The following is a 16943-nucleotide window of genomic DNA, read 5'->3' as shown; positions in this document are numbered from 1 at the left end:
AACGAGCGTTGGCCAACGGATGTGGGCCAACGGCAGTGGACCAACAAGCGTTGGCATCAGGAGGTCGCCATGACAGGCAAGACCCGCACCACCGCTTCCGGCACCGGCACCGGCACCGATGTCATCGTCGTCGGCTCCGGCCCCACCGGTCTCCTTCTCGCGGGTGATCTCGCCACCGCCGGCGTCCCCGTCACCCTCGTCGAGAAGCGCCCCCACAAGATCAGCAACCTCTCCCGCGCCTTCGTCCTGCACGCCCGCACCCTGGAGCAGCTCGACGCCCGCGGGCTCGCCGACGACCTGGAGGCGAAGGGGCAGCCCCTCTCCGACATCCGGCTCTTCGGCCGCCTCTCCGTCGGTCTCGACAGCCTTCCCTCGCGCTTCAACCACCTCCTCGTCCTCCCGCAGTACGAGGTGGAGAAGGCGCTGGAGCGACGTGCGGTCGAGGCCGGGGTGCGGTTCGTGTACGACACCGAGGTCACCGGGCTGAGCCAGGACGCCGACGGCGTGACGCTCCACGTCCGCCGCGCCGGCGACGAGCCCGGCGAACTGCGCGCCGCCCACGTCGTCGGCGCCGACGGCATGCGCAGCGCCGTGCGCCAGGCGATCGGCCTGCCCTTCCCCGGTAAGTCCGTCATCCGTTCCGTCGTCCTCGCCGACGTCCGCCTCGACGAGAAGCCCGAGCAGGTGCTGACCGCCAACGCCGTCGGCGACGCTTTCTGCTTCATCGCGCCCTTCGGGGACGGCTACTACCGGGTCATCGGCTGGCACCGCGGCCGCAACGTCCCCGACGGCACGCCGCTCGACCTCGACGAGGTCAAGGAGATCGCCCGCCTCGCGCTCGGCCGCGACTACGGCATGCGCGACGCCCGCTGGATGTCCCGCTTCCACAGTGACGAGCGTCAGGCGCCCGCGTACCGCGTCGGGCGGGTCTTCCTCGCCGGGGACGCCGCGCATGTGCACACCCCGGCCGGCGGCCAGGGCATGAACACCGGGATGCAGGACGCCGCGAACCTCTCCTGGAAGCTCGCCGCCGTCCTGCGCGGCCACGCCGACCCCGCACTCCTGGACACCTACCAGTCCGAGCGCCACCCCGTCGGCAAGGCGGTGCTGCGCAGCAGTGGCGGGATCGTCCGGCTCGCGATGGCCAAGCACCCCTGGACCCTGGCGCTGCGCGCCGCGCTGACGACCTTCCTCGACCATGTCGGCCCGGCCCGGCGGCGCGCGGCGGGCCGGATCACCGGCATCGGGTACGCGTACGCCGCTCCCCGCGGCGCCCACGCGCTGGTCGGCAAGCGCATCCCGGACGTCACACTCACCACCGGGCGGCTCTACGAGGCCCTGCGCGGTGGACGGTTCGTTCTCATCACCCCGCAGCCGTACGAGGCGGACGGCCGCAAGGACCGGCTGACGGTGGAGCACTGGGCGAGCGGGCGCCGTACGACCGTGCTCGTGCGCCCCGACGGATATGTCGCCTGGGCGGCCGAGATGCCGGACACCGCGCAGATCGAGGCGGCGCTGGTCAGCTGGACGGGCCGGAGCTGACCGTACCGGCGAGCAACTTACGCAGCAGGTCGGCCAGTTGGCCGGCCTCTTGGGTGTTCAGCGTCTTCAGCGCCTCCGTCTGGACGGCGAGACCGGCGCCCACCGCCTCGTCGATGAGCCGGAGTCCCTCCTCCGTGAGGGTCACCTGGAGCCCGCGCCGGTCGTGCGGGTCCGGTGAGCGGCGCAGCAGTCCGGCCCGCTCCAGTTTGTCGAGGCGGCCGGTCATGCCCCCCGTGGTGAGCATCAGGGTCGCCGAGAGCTGGCGGGGCGAGAGCGTGTACGGCTCCCCGGAGCGGCGCAGGGTCGCCAGCACATCGAACTCCCCGCGCGAGATCCCGAACCGCGCGTACGCCTTGTCCATCCGGTCGCCCATCTCCCGTGAGAGCCGGTAGACGCGGCCGAAGACCTCCATCGCGGCGGTGTCGAGGTCGGGTCGCACGGCGGCCCACTGCTCGATGATCGCGTCGACGGGATCCCTGAAGTCCTTGTGGTCCTTGTCCCTGTCCATGGAGAGAAGTATCCCCAGGACTCCAGTCGCTTGCAAGAAAGTGGCTTGACGTTAAGTAGCTTAAAGCTAAGCTACTTCGGCGGGCGTCCGTCCGTGGTCATCACCTTGTCTCTGGAGGGGAGTTCCTCATGAAGCGGTACGCCACGATCCTGCTCACCGCCCTCGCGCCGGTCTCCTGGGGTACGACCTACGCCGTCACCACCGAGTTCCTGCCGGACGGCCGCCCGTTGTTCACCGGCCTCATGCGGGCCCTGCCCGCGGGGCTGCTGCTGCTCGCGCTCGGGCGGGTGCTGCCGCGCGGCGCGTGGTGGTGGCGGGCCGTGGTGCTGGGCGCGCTGAACATCGGCGCCTTCTTCCCGCTGCTGTTCCTGTCCGCGTACCGGCTGCCCGGTGGGATGGCGGCCGTCGTCGGGTCGGTCGGGCCGCTGTTCGTGGCGGGGCTCTCGGCGCCGCTGCTCGGGGAGCGGCCGACCGCTCGCACGCTGCTGGCGGGCGTGGCCGCGGCCTTCGGCGTCAGCCTCGTCGTGCTGAAGGCGGCCGGCGCCCTGGACCCGGTCGGGGTGCTCGCCGCGCTCGCCTCCACTGCCTCCATGTCCACCGGCACGGTGCTCACCAAGCGCTGGGGCCGCCCGGACGGCGTGGGTCCGCTGGCCCTCACCGGCTGGCAACTGACGGCGGGCGGACTGCTGATCGCGCCGATCGCCCTGCTGGCCGAGGGGGCGCCGCCCGCGCTCGACGCCCGGGCCGTGGGCGGCTACCTCTACCTCGCGCTGGCGAACACGGCGGTGGCGTACTGGCTGTGGTTCCGCGGCATCGGGCGCCTCACCGCGACGCAGGTCACCTTCCTCGGGCCGCTCTCCCCGCTCACCGCGGCGGTGGTCGGCTGGGCGGCGCTCGGCCAGGGGCTCACGCCGGTCCAACTCGGGGGCATGACCCTGGCGTTCGGGGCGACCGTGCTCGGCCAGCTCAAGCCGCGGCGCGCCCCAGGGTTTTTCGCTCCCGCCGCCCCTGCCCGTCCCATCCCCAGGGGCTCCGCCCCCTTCGACCCCGTCGGGGCTCCGTCCCGGACCCCGCTCCTCAAGCGCCGGAGGGGCTGATAAATGTAGGGGCGGCGGGGGCGAAATAGCCTGAAGAGGGCGCCCGGCACACGCCGGGCGCCCTCACCCACGTACCCCTAGACCGCAGCCGCGTCCGCCGCCTGCGCCTTCAGCGCCCGCTCGATGCCCGAACGCGACTCCGAGACCAGGCGCCGCAGCGCCGGGGGCGGCTCGGCGGCGGACAGCCACGCGTCGGTCTTCGCCAGCGTCTCCTCGAAGACCTGGATCGACGGGTAGAGGCCGACCACGATCTGCTGGGCCATCTCGTGGGAGCGGGAGTCCCAGATGTCCTTGACCACCTCGAAGTACTTGTCGGTGTACTCGGCGAGCAGCTCGCGCTGGTCGGTCTGGACGAAGCCCCCGATCACAGCCTCCTGCACGGCGTTCGGCAGCTTGTCGGACTCGACGACCGACGCCCACGCCTCCGCCTTGGCCTCCGGGGTCGGACGGGCCGCCCGGGCGGTGGCCGCGTGCCGCTCACCGGCCGCCGTCTTGTCACGCTCCAGCTCGCCCGCGATCTCCGCCTCGTCGAAGCGGCCCACCGCCGCGAGCCGCTCCACGAACGCCCAGCGCAGCTCGGTGTCGACGACCAGGCCCTCGATGGACTGCGAACCGTCCAGCAGCCCCTCCAGCAGGTCCAGCTGCTCCGGCGTACGGGCGGTCGCCGCGAAGGCCCGCGCCCACGCCAGCTGGTGATCGCTGCCCGGCTCGGAGGCGCGCAGATGGGCCAGGGTCGCGTCCGTCCAGCGGGTCAGCAGCGCATCGCGCCCGGTCGGGTCGGCGTACAGGTCGATCGCCAGCTTCACCTGGCGGTGCAGCGACTGCACGACACCGATGTCGGACTCCTTGCCGATCCCGGACAGCACGAGCGAGAGGTAGTCCCGGGTCGCCAGCTCCGCGTCCCGGGTCATGTCCCAGGCCGAGGCCCAGCACAGGGCGCGGGGCAGGGAGGACTCGAAGTCGCCCAGGTGCTCGGTGACGAAGGCGAGGGACTTCTCGTCCAGGCGGACCTTCGCGTACGACAGGTCGTCGTCGTTGAGCAGGACCACGTCCGGACGGCGCCGGCCGACGAGCTGCGGCACGGCGGTGAGTTCGCCGTCGACGTCCAGCTCGATCCGGCCGTCCTCGTCACGCAGCAGCTTGCCGCTGTCCTCGTCGAGGCTGTAGAGGCCGACCGCGATGCGGTGCGGACGCAGCGTCGGCTCGCCCTTCGCACCGGCCGGGAGCGCCGGGGCCTCCTGGCGGATGGCGAAGGAGGTGATGACCCCGTCCGCGTCCGTCTCGATCTCCGGGCGCAGGACGTTGATGCCCGCCGTCTCCAGCCACTTCTTCGACCAGGTCTTCAGATCGCGGCCGGAGGTCTCCTCCAGGGCGCCCAGCAGGTCGGACAGGCGCGTGTTGCCGTACGCGTGCTGCTTGAAGTACGCCTGCACGCCGGAGAAGAACTCGTCGATGCCGACGTAGGCGACGAGCTGCTTGAGGACCGAGGCGCCCTTGGCGTACGTGATGCCGTCGAAGTTGACGAGGACGTCGTCGAGGTCGTTGATCTCGGCCATGATCGGGTGCGTCGACGGCAACTGGTCCTGCCGGTACGCCCACGTCTTCATGGAGTTCGCGAAGGTGGTCCAGGAGTGCGGCCACCGGGACTCCGGGTGGTACGCCTGGCAGGCGATGGAGGTGTAGGTGGCGAACGACTCGTTCAGCCACAGGTCGTTCCACCACTCCATGGTCACGAGGTCGCCGAACCACATGTGGGCCAGCTCGTGCAGGATGGTCTCCGCCCGCACCTCGTACGCCGCGTCCGTCACCTTGGACCGGAAGACGTACTGGTCACGGATGGTGACCGCACCCGCGTTCTCCATCGCGCCCGCGTTGAACTCCGGCACGAAGAGCTGGTCGTACTTCTTGAACGGGTACTGGTAGTCGAACTTCTCCTGGAACCAGTCGAAGCCCTGCCGGGTCACCTCGAAGATGGCGTCCGAGTCGAGGAACTCGGCGAGGGACGGACGGCAGTAGATGCCGAGCGGGACGCTCTGACCGTCCTTCTCGTACACGCTGTGGACGGAGTGGTACGGGCCGACGATGAGCGCCGTGATGTACGTCGAGATCCGCGGGGTCGGCTCGAAGACCCAGACGTCGTCCTTGGGCTCCGGGGTGGGCGAGTTGGAGATCACCGTCCAGCCGGTGGGCGCCTTCACGGTGAACTGGAAAGTGGCCTTCAGGTCCGGCTGCTCGAACGACGCGAAGACGCGGCGGGCGTCCGGGACCTCGAACTGGGTGTACAGGTAAGCCTGCTGGTCGACGGGGTCGACGAAGCGGTGCAGGCCCTCACCGGTGTTGGTGTACGCGCAGTCGGCGACCACGCGGAGCACGTTGCGCCCCTCCAGGAGCCCGGGCAGCGCGATCCGCGAGTCCTTGAAGACCTCGGCGGGGTCGAGCGGGTCGCCGTTGAGGGTGACCTCGTGGACGGTCGGGGCCACCAGGTCGATGAACGACTCCGCGCCGTTCTCGGCGGAGTCGAAGCGCACCGTGGTCACGGACCGGTAGGTGCCGCCCTCCTGCGCGCCGGAGAGGTCGAGATCGATCTCGTACGAGTCAACGGTGAGCAGCTTCGCCCGCTGCCGCGCCTCTTCGCGAGTCAGGTTTGTGCCAGGCACGCGGTCATCTCCTCGTTATGTGTGGGTTGCGCCATCCTTCCACGGGACCTGCACGAACGCGATGTCCGTTTCCCGCCGGTGGACGGGGCGGGTCGGCGGGAGTCTTGGGGCATGACGACGTACAGCGCACGACCCATTGAGCCTGCCGTCCTGAAGGAGCTGCGTGGTGTCGACGACGCGGGGCGCCCCATGGTTCCCCTGGTCGACGACGAGGGTGGCGCACCTTTGCGGTGCTGTCTGGGCCGCAGTGCCCGGGGGGAGCGGATCGCCCTCGTCTCGTACGCCCCGCTGCGCCGCTGGGCGGCGGAGACCGGCGCTGATCCGGGCGCGTACGACGAGCAGGGGCCCGTCTTCATCCATGCCGAGGAGTGCGGTGGACCGGACGGGGAAGATCACCCGTTCGCGGACGCCCACCGGACGGTCCGCCGGTACTCGGCCCACGGGCACATCCTGGGCGGACGCCTGGTGGAGGGGCCGGAGGGTTTCGACGAGGCCTTCGCGCAGGCGTTCGCGGATCCGGAGGTGGCTCTCGTCCATGTGCGGGCCGTGGAGTACGGCTGTTTCCTGTACGAGGTCCGCAGGGACTGAACACGCCGAAGGGGCGCCCACCGGCAGCGGTGGGCGCCCCTTCGGCGTGGTCCTTACTCGCTCAGCTCGGCCGCCACCAGCTCCGCGATCTGCACCGCGTTCAGGGCCGCGCCCTTGCGCAGGTTGTCGTTGGAGATGAACAGGGCCAGGCCGTGCTCCACCGTCTCGTCCTGGCGGATGCGGCCCACGTACGACGGGTCCTTGCCGGCCGCCTGGAGCGGGGTCGGGATGTCGGTGAGGACGACACCGGGGGCGTCGGCGAGGAGCTCCTGGGCGCGCTCCGGGCTGATCGGGCGGGCGAAGCGGGCGTTGACCTGGAGGGAGTGGCCGGAGAAGACCGGGACGCGGACGCAGGTGCCGGAGACCTTCAGCCCGGGGATCTCCAGGATCTTGCGGGACTCGTTGCGGAGCTTCTGCTCCTCGTCGGTCTCGCCCAGGCCGTCGTCGACGAGGTTGCCCGCGAGGGGGACGACGTTGAAGGCGATCGGGCGCTTGTAGACGTTCGGCTCGGGGAAGTCGACCGCCTCGCCGTCGTGGGTCAGCTTGTCGGCGTCGGCGACCACCTTCTGGGCCTGGCCGTGCAGCTCCGCGACGCCCGCGAGGCCCGAGCCGGACACCGCCTGGTACGTCGCCACGACCAGCGTCTCAAGGCCCGCCTCCGCGTGCAGCGGCTTGAGCACCGGCATCGCGGCCATCGTCGTGCAGTTCGGGTTGGCGATGATGCCCTTGGGGCGGTTCGCGATCGCGTGCGGGTTCACCTCGGACACGACCAGCGGTACATCCGGGTCCTTGCGCCAGGCGGAGGAGTTGTCGATCACGACGGCGCCCTGCGAGGCGACCTTCTCGGCCAGCGCCTTCGAGGTGGCGCCGCCCGCCGAGAACACCACGATGTCCAGGCCGGTGTAGTCGGCCGTCGCCGCGTCCTCCACCGTCACGCCGTCCAGGACCGTCCCCGCCGAACGGGCCGAGGCGAACAGACGCAGCTCGTCGACCGGGAAGTTCCGCTCCACGAGGATCCTGCGCATGACCGTGCCGACCTGACCGGTGGCTCCGACGATTCCGACCCTCACGGCGACTCCCTCTACGTCTCTTTACGTGCGTGTTGCCTGGCCGAGGCTTTTCCATCATGCGGCCGACCCCGGCCCGCCTGCCAATTCTTTGTCCCGTGTGCCCGAGGAGTGGGACGTGACGGCCGGGCCGCCGGTTGCGGCCATCCGGCGTCCATCCCCCTGAGCTGGAGAAATTCACCCGGTGGGCGCCCCGCGCCGCAAGCTGTGCTGCCCCCTGCCTGCCCACCGCCTCCCGGCCCACGCGGCGGTGTGACGTATGCCTCTGCCGCGTATCCCGGAACGTCTTCCGGAGGGTCTCCCGGCACGTCCCCCGAAAGATCTTCCGGAACGTCTCCCGGCACGTCCCCCGGAAGATCTCTCCGAAGATCTCCCGGAAGCCGTCCGAATCTCCCAGAAGTCGTCCGAACGTTTCGGCCCCCTCCCGCGTCGTAGAGGAAACGCGCAAGGGGAGGGGTGGCTGTGCTGCGCAGAATGGCCCGCCGCGGGGCGGGGGCGGACCACGTGGTGGACGACCCCCTGGACGCGGCCCAGGAACGGCGGGTGCGGGCGGTGCTCGCACTCGGCGGAGTGCCGCAGGCGGACCTGCCGGACGGGGTGCAGCAGGTCCGCCTGCGGTTGCTGGAGCGGGCCGCGAGCGGACGCGAGGCGCCGCGCGACGTGTCCGCGTGGGCGGCGGTCGTCGCCTCCAACCTGGCGATGGACTGGCACCGGGCCAAGCGCCGCCAGGAGCGGCTGGGGGAGCGGCTCGCCTCCCTGCGGCAGCTGGAACACCCCTCCGGCGAGGACTCCCGGGTGCTCTCGCTGGCCGTCGCCCAGGGTCTGGACGACCTGCCCGACGCCCAGCGCCAGGTCCTCGTCCTGCGCTTCTACGCCGATCTGCCGGTCCGGGGGATCGCGGAGGAGCTCGGCATCCCGGAGGGCACGGTCAAGAGCAGGCTCCACTCGGCGGTCCGCGCGCTGCGCGACCGTCTGCACGAGGACGAGGTGGTGTGACGTGGCCGCGGAGTACGACGGCGTCGACGCGCTGATGGCTGCGATCACCGGCGAGCCGCTGCCGGAAGGAGCGCACGCCGATGCCGCGTTCCTGGCCGAGCACCGGGCGGCGAGGGCCGACGTGGCGCTGCTGCGCGAACAGCTGGCGATCATCGCGGAGGCGCTGGCGGGGCCGGAACCGGAGCCGGAACCACTGCCCGGGCCCGAGCCACTGCCCAAGCCACTGCCCGGGCCCAAGCCACTGCCCGGGCCCAAGCCACTGCCCGGGCCCAAGCCACTGCCCGGGCCCGAGCCGCGGCCCGAGTCCGTCGCGTTCCCTCGACCGGCCGGGAAGCGGTCGCGCCGCCGGGGTGCCCGGTTCGGCCTCGGCGTCCTCGTGGCGGCCGTCATGGCCGCCGCGGTCGTCGGGTCGGGATGGCTCGTCGCGCAGAGCGGGCGCGGGGTCGACGACAGTGCGGCCTCGAAGGCGGCCGACACCGGTGCGGGGGAGGCCAAGAGCAGCGAGGCCGGGTACCTCGCCTGCGCCCGGCTCGTCGTGGAGGGCAGGGTGAGCGACGTTCGGCGCGTGTCCGGCAGCACCCGGTACCGGATCACGATGGCCGTCGACCGGTACTACAAACCCGGCACCGGCAAGGCCGAGGTCACCTTCCTCATGGACCAGGACAGCGACCCACTGCTCGGCAAGGGCGAGCGCGCCCTGATCGGGATCCCGCGCGGCTCGGCGGTCCCGGACCGCTGGACCACCGCGGAGGCGGATATCGCGCGCGAGCGCGCCGCGATCCTCGCTGCCCTGCCGGCGTCCCGTACGACCCAGTGCACGCCGTAGAGCCAGGGCACGCCGTAGAGGAGGGCGACGGGCGCACGCCGTGGCGCGGGACGACGCGTGCGCGCCGTGGTGCGCACGAGCGTGAAAGAAGGGCGGGCGCCCACTGGTACCAACGGACGCCCGCCCACCACAGCCGTCACCCGTTACGGCGTGACCTTCTCGATCTTCACGCTGCCGATGCCCGCGACCGTGCCGCGCGCGTTCACCAGCTGGACCTGGCCGAAGAACTCCCGGCCCTCGGGAGCGGCGCCCGCCGCGGTGACCGTGCCGGACACCGTCGCGGAGTCACCCGTGCCGAGCTTCACCGGAGACGCGTCGACCGTGACCTGGCCGAGCGCGGAGGAGAAGAACACGTCCTGGTAGTCGTACGCCGTCGAGCCGGACGGGACCGAGTAGCCCGCGACCTCGATGGTGTACGTACCGGCGGCCGGAGAGGCGATGTGCACCGCCTCCTCGGAGTCGCCGTCCGCGGACTGCCCGACCTGGTTGCCGGCCGCGTCCTTCACCGTCAGGTCGAGGTCGGCGGCCGTGTCGGAGACGTTGCCGATGACGACGTCCAGCGACGTGGCGCCCGCGGGCACCTCGACCGTGCTGGTCTGCGTCTCGCCGCCCTTGATGGTCGGCCGGGCCGACTTCGAGGAGCCCAGCGCGCCGCCGGCCAGCTTGCCGTCCAGCGCCGCGTACTTGTTCGTCACCTTCCAGGAGGCGGTGGCCGGGGTGCCGACCTTGGCCTCGGGCACGGTCACGGTCTCCGGGTCGAAGGCCGCGCCGAGCACGGTGACGTCCAGCTTGTACGGGTTGTCGAGCAGCGGCGACGTACGGCGCGACTCGACCTCGACCTCCCAGACACCGGCCTGCGGGTCCGCGTACGAGCGCACGTCGGGCTTGCAGCCGTTGCCGTCGAGGTAGTTGTTGTAGCAGTACGGCGTCGAGGTGTTGTCCACCGGAGTGCCGTACGGGTGGATCGCGATGAACCGGGTCTGGCTCTTGTCCTTCAGCCCGCCGATCGCGACCTCCAGCGACTTGGCGCCCTCGGGCACGGTCAGGAAGTACGACTGCGAGCTGTTGCGCTGCACCGAACTCGATGCCGAGTAGGTGTACTTGACCGGGGTCGACACCACGACCGTGGTCAGGATCTGCTTGTCGACGCCCTCGGTCTTCGGGTCGTCGACCTCCAGGATCGCGCTCTTGAGGCCCGCGGCCTTGGGAGAGGCCTGGACCTTGACGGTCACCGGCTGGTTCAGCGGCAGCTTCACCTCGTCGGAGCCGACGATCTTGAAGGTGTGGGCGTAGTTGTTCTCGAAGTACAGCTCGTGGCGGACCGCCTTGTCCGGGCCGGACGTACGCGTGATCGTGACGTCGTACATCTTCTTCTCGCCCGCCTTGAGGCCGCCCTCGCGGTCGTACAGGCCCGTGCCGAAGCCCGGGGTCTTGAGCGCGAAGTCGATCGCGGTGTCGACCGGGGCCTTGACCGTGTAGTCGTGGGAGGTGGCGTCGTCGCGGATCGCGTCCCAGGCGTCGACGATGTCGATACGGCCCGCGCCCTCCTCGTACGCCTGAACACCCTTGATGTGGTGGGCGGTCGAGGTCAGCGCCGTGCGCAGCTTCGCGGGCGTCAGGTCGATGCCCTTCTGCTTGGCGGCCGACAGCAGCAGCGCCGAGGCGCCCGCGGCCTGCGGGGACGCCATCGAGGTGCCCTGGAGCATCGAGTAGCCGGCCGGCAGCGAGTAGCCCGCCTCGGCGACCGGGGACCCCGGCAGCCAGGTCTGGGTGGTGTTGATCGCGGCGCCGGGCGCGACGAGGGTCGGCGTGAAGCCGCCGTCCTCACGCGGGCCGCGCGAGGAGAAGGGCAGCAGCGCGTACTTCTTCTCCACCTGCGAGCCGTAGTTGGCGGCCCAGGTCGCCTTGGAGATGCCCGCGCCGACCGAGATCACCTTGTCCGCGAGGCCGGGGTCGCCGATGGTGTTGGCACCGGGGCCGGAGTTGCCCGCGGAGATCACCAGCTGGACGCCGTAGGTGTCGATGAGGCGCGTGTACAGCTCGGAGCGCGCGTTGTTGCCGTCGTTGAGCGCCGGCAGGCCGCCGATGGACATGTTGACGATGTCGACGCCACGGTTGACGACGAGGTCGATCATGCCCTCGGTGAGCGCGACGTTGGTGCAGCCGCCGGTCCAGGTGCAGGCGCGGGACGAGACGATCTTCGCGCCCGGGGCCGCGCCGTTCATCTTGCCGCCGAACAGGCCGTTCGCGGAGGTGATGCCGGCGACGTGGGTGCCGTGCTCGGACTCGATGACGCCGATGTTGACGAAGTCGGCCTTCTTGCCGACCCAGGACCCGCCGTAGGGGTCCATCGGGACGTCCTTGCGGATCTGCACGACGAACGGCACGCGCTCGACGACGTCGGTGGACGGGTTGTCCGTGCCGAAGTAGCCGATCTGGTAGCCGTCCTTGTACGGCTTCATCGGCGTGTCGTCGGAGAAGTCGTGGTTGTTGTTCAGGTCCAGCGTGACCGTGCCGGCCGCCGGGTCGTACAGGACGCCCCAGCTGTCGGTGGTGTCGCCGTCGCGGTTCAGGTCGCCCTTCTCGTCGCCGCCGGTGGTCGCGGACTCCTTGAAGGTGCTGATCTCGTACGAGCCCGTCGGCGCCGTCCAGGTCTGGCCGCCGTAGGTGAAGGTGGGGCCGGAGACCGCGGTGACCATGGGGCGCCAGGTCGCGTCGCTGTCCACGATCGGGTCGGTCGCGGTCACCCAGTCGACGATCTTGCGCTCGCCGGTCGTGGTCTTCTGCAGCGCCGGGTGGCCGAGGTCCACACCGGAGTCGAGGATGCCGATGGTGATGCCGCGGCCGTCCGCCTTCGGGTGGTCCTTGACGAAGTCGACGGCGCCCGTCTCGAAGGACGGGTTGTACGGGTTCTCGGCGGGGGTGTTCTTGCTCGGACCCGAGTAAGTGGTCGTGGCCGCGTCGGACTTGGTGCCCGCTGCGGTGTCCGCGGCCGGGGTCGGGTCGTCGAGCTGGATCTCCTGCCGCAGGTCGATGCCGTGAACGGAGGACAGCTTCGTGGCGGCGGCGATGGCCGCGTCGGCCTTGGCCGTCGGGACCGTGGCGCGGACGTAGCCGAGCTTGTCGTACGTGCGGCCCACGGAGCCGCCCTTGACCGCGTCCAGCTCCTCGGCGACCTGCTCGGTCTGCCCGGGGGCGGTGGCGATCATCATCGTGACGTTCTTGGCGCCGTCGGCCTTGGCCTCGGCGAGCAGGTCGGCGTCGTCCGAACCCAGCTTGGCACTCGCCGACTTGACGGCGGGATCGGCGTCGGCGGACGGGTGGTTCGCGGAGAAGGCCAGGGGTATCGGCCCGGCCGCGGAGAGCGCGGCCACGACAGCCGTGGCGACGGCTATCCGGGCCACGCGTCTCGCGCCCGATATCGGGGCGCGGTGAGGGTCGGTGGTCATCGGCATCCCTTGTAGGTAAAGGAACGAAGTGGTGCGGCCGGGACCCGACGATGGATCGGTATCGGTCCTGGTCGCGGTCGTCCGGATTTCGGGTCCGGATGACCGCTCAGCTTTACCCAAGGGACAGATGTTTGGGGAGAGTTGACCGGGGCGGGATGGAGTCATGGCGTGATCCCGCCATACGTCATCGGGGACTTAACGGCTCAGGTCGGGACATTCCCGAGAGTCGACCGTCCTCCTACGCGCGTAGTCCGGGGTGTGCGGTCCCCGCGGGTTCGCGCGCAGTGACGGGACGCCTTCGCGCGGTTGTCGCACACCGTCGCCGTGGAGCACCAGCGGTGGGTGCCGTTCCGGGTTAACGTCCCACTGTGCGCAAAAAGTTGAGGGTGGCGGCCTACGCCATCTGCGTCCGCGACGATCAGCTCCTGCTCGCCCGCGGTCCCGCCCCCGACGGCACACCCGAGTGGATGCTGCCGGGCGGTGGCATGGAACACGGCGAGGACCCCTACGACACCGTCGTGCGGGAGGTGGAGGAGGAGACCGGCTACCGCATCGAGCTCACCGGGCTGCTCGGCGTGGACTCCCGCCGCCATCACTTCCGCCGCGGCTTCGGCCGCACCGTCGACCACCACGGCGTCCGGCTTCTCTACGAGGGGCGGGTCGTCGGCGGCGAACTCCGCAACGAGGTCGGCGGCTCCACGGACCTCGCGGCCTGGCAGGACCTGTCCGCCGTGCCCGGGCTGACGCGAGTCGGGCTCGTCGACGCCGGGCTCGCGCTGTGGCGGCAGCGCCCCGCGGCGGGCCGGTTCACGCGCCCCGAGGGATGAGTTCCGTACCGGGCCGAAACGCCGACGCCGGCTTCAGCGGATGACCAGCTCCGCCCTCTCCACGGCCGGCTCGCGTGGGCCCGTCGAGCGGTTCGCCGTGGTCGGGCCGGCCGGGGCCGGCGGGTCCGTGAAGCGGAAGGACAGCGAGGCGAGGAAGCGGTGGCCCCGGTCCCAGCCCGCCGGCACCGTCGCCGTCACGCGGGAGATGCCTGACGCGGTCGCCCGGGCCAGGAGAGCGCCGGCGACCGCCGGGCCCACCCGCGTCCCCCACAGCCCCGGATGCAGCAGGAACAGACCGACCGCGCACGCGTCCGGGGTCGGGAAGCGCAGGACCGCGTCGATGATCCCGGCCACCGGACCGCCGGTGTCCTCGGTGACGACCAGGATCCGCTTGTCCTGCCAGTCGGCGCCCGGGGGCAGGCTGTAGTACAGGCTCTGCAGATCGGCGGGGCCCGAGGGAAGGCCGGTGGCCGCCTCGAAGTAGGCGGTGCTCGCCTCGAAGAGCGCCAGGACGCCCGGCTCGTCCTCGGGTCCGGCCTCCCGGACGGCGAACGGCCGCCCGTCGGCCGTCGTGATCGTGGCGGTGATCGGTTCGGTCAACCGCCCGGTCATCGGCTCGGTGATCGGCTCGTTCGGCTCGGTCATCCGGTCATGGTCACACCAGGACCGCACCAGGGCCATCGATTTCCAGGGCATGGAATCACGGCGTAAACCCATCCGACCCGGACATGAGACCTGCCGTTCATCTGTATGAAACGTCTGTGCCGCCTCATATCGGACAACCCGCTGTTCACGGGGATGGTTCGATATTTGTGCAAGGCGGGTGGTTGTGCGCGTGAGGCACGAACTGCGCGTGCTCTCGGTCTACGAGGGCTTTTTTACCGGCGGAGCCCGGATTCTCCACAGCGACGTCGTTCTGGGACTACAGGAAGGCGGGCAGCATCACCGTGTGCTGAGCGTCCACGGCGAGGTGCTCCGTGAGGCCACCCGTCAGCCGATGCGGGACGACGCCTGCTACCGGTCGCTGACCGCGGCCGGCGTGCAGGTCACGTCTCTGGGCCGCACCTACGGCCTGCCCGAGGACGCGGCCGGTGACCCGGCGGTCTTCACCGGGCCGGAGCTGGCGGAGACGGCCAGGGCGATGGCGGGCGCCGACGTCATCCTGTCGCTCAAGGAGCAGCCGCTCGGGCTGCTCAACCAGAGGGGCCTGCCGCGTCGCCCGGTCGTGGTCAGCCTGCACCGCTCGGACCCGGAGAACCAGGGCGGTGCGCTCGACGAGCTGAAGGCCGCCATCGCCGACGGCACCGTGGTGGCCTGTGTCTGCTGCGCCGAGTCGACCCGGGCCGCCTACGAGGCCGCCGGGATTCCGGCCGGGCTGCTGCACGTCATCCCCAATGGCGTGGACCTGCTGCGCTTCCGGCCCGACCCCGCGCGGCGGGTTCGGCTGCGGGCGGCGCTCGGCATCCCGGACCAGGCGCCGGTGGTCGTCTTCGCGGCCCGGTACGACGCGATGAAGAACGTCCCCCTGTTCCTGCGCGCCGCGCGGGCCTGGCTGCGGCGCGAGCCCGCCGGGCACGTGCTGATGTGCGGCTCGGGGATGACGGAGGACCAGCCGGGGCTGCGCGCCGACATCGAGGCCGCGTTCGGGGACGATGCGCGCCTCGCGGACCGGCTGCACCTGCTGGGGGTGCGGCGTGACATGGAGAACGTCTACGCGGCCGCCGACGTGGTCGCACTGACCTCCGCCTGGGGCGAGGCGGCGCCGCTGTGCCTGATCGAGGGCATGATGTGCGGGGCCGTTCCGGTCGCCACCGACGTGGGCGACAGCGCGGCGATCGTGTCCGGGCACGGCTTCGTCACCCCGCCGGACCCCGACGCGATCGCATCGGCCTGGGACGACGCCGTCGCCGCCCGCGCCGACCTCGCACCCGTCCTCGCCGGCAGCCGCGAACGCTTCAGCCGCACCCGCATGATCGCCTCGTACGCCGCGCTCATCGACCGCGTCCACGCGGAGGCGGTCAGGCAGCCCCTGCCGGAGCCGTTCCGACCGTGACGGCGTGTGCCCGCCCCGGCAGGCGATCACGCGGCCCGACGTGACCGCCGGTCGCACGAGGAGGGACCGCCGGACGTGAGTCCGGCGGCCCCTCCTCTCCCCTCCTGGTGCCGCCCCGGTCCGTCAACGGGGCAGCACCACGACATACGCGGCCGGTTCCCGGTCGGCCGACGCCATCAACGCCGTGCGCACCACCGTCGCCTGTTGCTCCAGCGCCTCCCGGAGCTTCTTCGGGGTGATGTGGACGACCGTGATGCCCAGCCCCTCCAGGTGCTCCCGCTTGCGGGCGTACTCCGACCACAGCGCGTCGTCGTCCTCCCGGACGCCATGGCGCGGGGCGCGGGTGTCCAGTTCCACCGCCACCGCCTGCTCCGGCCAGTACGCGTCCAGACCCCCGAGGTAGGGGCCGCCGGGGAGCCTCAGGTCCACGTTCCAGACCGGGTCGGGCAGGCCGTACTCGTGCACCATCCGGTACAGGCGGTCTTCCGCGATCGCCCGGCTCTCCGCCAGGAGCGAGTCCACCGCGTCCACCACGTGCGGGCGGCTCAGCAGCTTCGCCTGGTTCAACTCCCTTACCACCGAAGCCGGTTCGCAGTGGCCGCCGCGTACCGCCTCGGTCAGCAGGCGGCGTACCGCGTCCGCGTCCGGCAGCTGCGCCACCGCGTCGGCCAGGGCGCGCGGAACCGGTGCGACGGGCAGGCCGGTCACCAGGCGCGGGGCGGGCAGCGACGCAGTGCGGATCACTCGCGCGCTGCCGACGCTGCGCAGCCGGCGCAGCCGCGGGACCAGGACGTCGATCTGCTCCAGCGACGGCAGCACGGGGGCGGAGGAGAAGCCGTGCAGGTTCAGCGCGGCCAGGCCCGTGATCATCGCGTCCGTGTAGGGCAGCGGGGCGTGCGGGCCGTCCGCGCGTGGCTGGGCCGGTACCGCGGGGGCCGCGTCGCCGAGCGAGGAGCGCGCCGCGTACAGCAACACGGCGTGCAGGCGCTCCTCGGAGGTCGGTGGGCCGGGGTGCAGCAGGTACACGCCCGGGAGGAACTGCTGCCACGGGCCGCCGGGCCGGCACCGTTCGTTCGTCTCGGCGGCCGTCACACCCTGGGCGCGCAGCCGGGCCGTGGTCACCACCCGGCGCCGTACGTCGGACAGATGGCGGAGGGGGCGGGGGGAGAGCGGGGTGTTGTGGGTCATGCCCCGGGAGTTCCCGCGTCCGACCCGTCCCCTAACCGCTGTTACACATCTGTCGGCAAATGCGGACAAGATAGCGCTAAAGTACGCGCGTTCGAGTGCCGAAAGGGGCTGGTCCGGACGGGGGGAGGGACGAGTTACGGGTTCG

13 protein-coding genes are annotated in these 16943 nt (G+C 71.4%); 7 read left to right on the top strand and 6 right to left on the bottom strand.

Annotation, left to right across the window (positions count from 1 at the left end; translation table 11 throughout):
• Positions 1 to 69 precede the first annotated feature (69 nt).
• A complete protein-coding gene (locus Q2K21_RS29685) occupies positions 70 to 1542 on the top strand; it encodes an FAD-dependent monooxygenase (protein WP_310777014.1) in 1473 nt (490 codons plus the stop codon).
• Here Q2K21_RS29685 and Q2K21_RS29680 read toward each other — a convergent pair.
• Positions 1520 to 2050, bottom strand: a complete 531-nt coding sequence (locus Q2K21_RS29680) for a MarR family winged helix-turn-helix transcriptional regulator (RefSeq protein ID WP_310777011.1) — start codon at positions 2048 to 2050, stop codon at positions 1520 to 1522. The genes Q2K21_RS29685 and Q2K21_RS29680 overlap by 23 nt on opposite strands.
• Positions 2051 to 2178: 128 nt before the next feature.
• Between Q2K21_RS29680 and Q2K21_RS29675 the strand changes: the two genes are divergently transcribed.
• On the top strand, positions 2179 to 3147 hold the full coding sequence (locus Q2K21_RS29675; RefSeq protein ID WP_310777008.1) for an EamA family transporter: 969 nt from the start codon (positions 2179 to 2181) through the stop codon (positions 3145 to 3147).
• Between the two features lie 77 nt (positions 3148 to 3224).
• Here the strand turns inward: Q2K21_RS29675 and pepN are convergent, their stop codons facing one another.
• The gene (gene pepN / locus Q2K21_RS29670; protein WP_310777005.1) at positions 3225 to 5804 is read right to left on the bottom strand and encodes an aminopeptidase N; all 2580 of its coding nucleotides are present in this window, start codon (positions 5802 to 5804) and stop codon (positions 3225 to 3227) included.
• 111 nt (positions 5805 to 5915) lie between these two features.
• Between pepN and Q2K21_RS29665 the strand changes: the two genes are divergently transcribed.
• Positions 5916 to 6392, top strand: a complete 477-nt coding sequence (locus tag Q2K21_RS29665; RefSeq protein WP_310777002.1) for a DUF1203 domain-containing protein — start codon at positions 5916 to 5918, stop codon at positions 6390 to 6392.
• 53 nt (positions 6393 to 6445) lie between these two features.
• On the opposite strand, the gene Q2K21_RS29660 is transcribed toward Q2K21_RS29665, so the two are convergent.
• Positions 6446 to 7462, bottom strand: a complete 1017-nt coding sequence (locus Q2K21_RS29660) for an aspartate-semialdehyde dehydrogenase (RefSeq protein WP_310776999.1) — start codon at positions 7460 to 7462, stop codon at positions 6446 to 6448.
• Positions 7463 to 7915: 453 nt separating this feature from the next.
• Between Q2K21_RS29660 and Q2K21_RS29655 the strand changes: the two genes are divergently transcribed.
• Positions 7916 to 8455 (top strand): RNA polymerase sigma factor, encoded by a 540-nt coding sequence (locus Q2K21_RS29655; protein ID WP_310776995.1) that lies wholly within the window; start codon positions 7916 to 7918, stop codon positions 8453 to 8455.
• A gap of 1 nt (position 8456) precedes the next feature.
• Positions 8457 to 9281, top strand: a complete 825-nt coding sequence (locus Q2K21_RS29650) for a hypothetical protein (protein WP_310776993.1) — start codon at positions 8457 to 8459, stop codon at positions 9279 to 9281.
• 143 nt (positions 9282 to 9424) lie between these two features.
• On the opposite strand, the gene Q2K21_RS29645 is transcribed toward Q2K21_RS29650, so the two are convergent.
• A complete protein-coding gene (locus Q2K21_RS29645; RefSeq protein ID WP_310776990.1) occupies positions 9425 to 12730 on the bottom strand; it encodes a S8 family serine peptidase in 3306 nt (1101 codons plus the stop codon).
• Between the two features lie 368 nt (positions 12731 to 13098).
• Here Q2K21_RS29645 and Q2K21_RS29635 point away from each other — a divergent pair, with 368 nt between their 5' ends.
• Positions 13099 to 13557 carry an NUDIX hydrolase gene (locus Q2K21_RS29635; RefSeq protein WP_310776986.1) on the top strand — a complete coding sequence of 153 codons (459 nt, stop codon included), beginning with the start codon at positions 13099 to 13101 and terminating at the stop codon, positions 13555 to 13557.
• Positions 13558 to 13590: 33 nt separating this feature from the next.
• Here the strand turns inward: Q2K21_RS29635 and Q2K21_RS29630 are convergent, their stop codons facing one another.
• Entirely contained in the window at positions 13591 to 14202 is a 612-nt protein-coding gene (locus Q2K21_RS29630) for a GNAT family N-acetyltransferase (RefSeq protein WP_310776983.1), read from the bottom strand.
• 208 nt (positions 14203 to 14410) lie between these two features.
• On the opposite strand from Q2K21_RS29630, the gene Q2K21_RS29625 reads away from it, so the two are divergent.
• Positions 14411 to 15610 carry a glycosyltransferase gene (locus Q2K21_RS29625; protein ID WP_310781316.1) on the top strand — a complete coding sequence of 400 codons (1200 nt, stop codon included), beginning with the start codon at positions 14411 to 14413 and terminating at the stop codon, positions 15608 to 15610.
• A 123-nt stretch (positions 15611 to 15733) separates the two neighbouring features.
• Here the strand turns inward: Q2K21_RS29625 and Q2K21_RS29620 are convergent, their stop codons facing one another.
• Positions 15734 to 16798 (bottom strand): hypothetical protein, encoded by a 1065-nt coding sequence (locus tag Q2K21_RS29620; RefSeq protein ID WP_310776981.1) that lies wholly within the window; start codon positions 16796 to 16798, stop codon positions 15734 to 15736.
• Positions 16799 to 16943: the final 145 nt, after the last annotated feature.

Source organism: Streptomyces sp. CGMCC 4.7035 (assembly GCF_031583065.1).
Taxonomy (GTDB): domain Bacteria; phylum Actinomycetota; class Actinomycetes; order Streptomycetales; family Streptomycetaceae; genus Streptomyces; species Streptomyces yaanensis.
The sequence above is the reverse complement of the archived record's forward strand: the minus strand, read 5'-3'. Positions and strand labels throughout refer to the sequence as shown.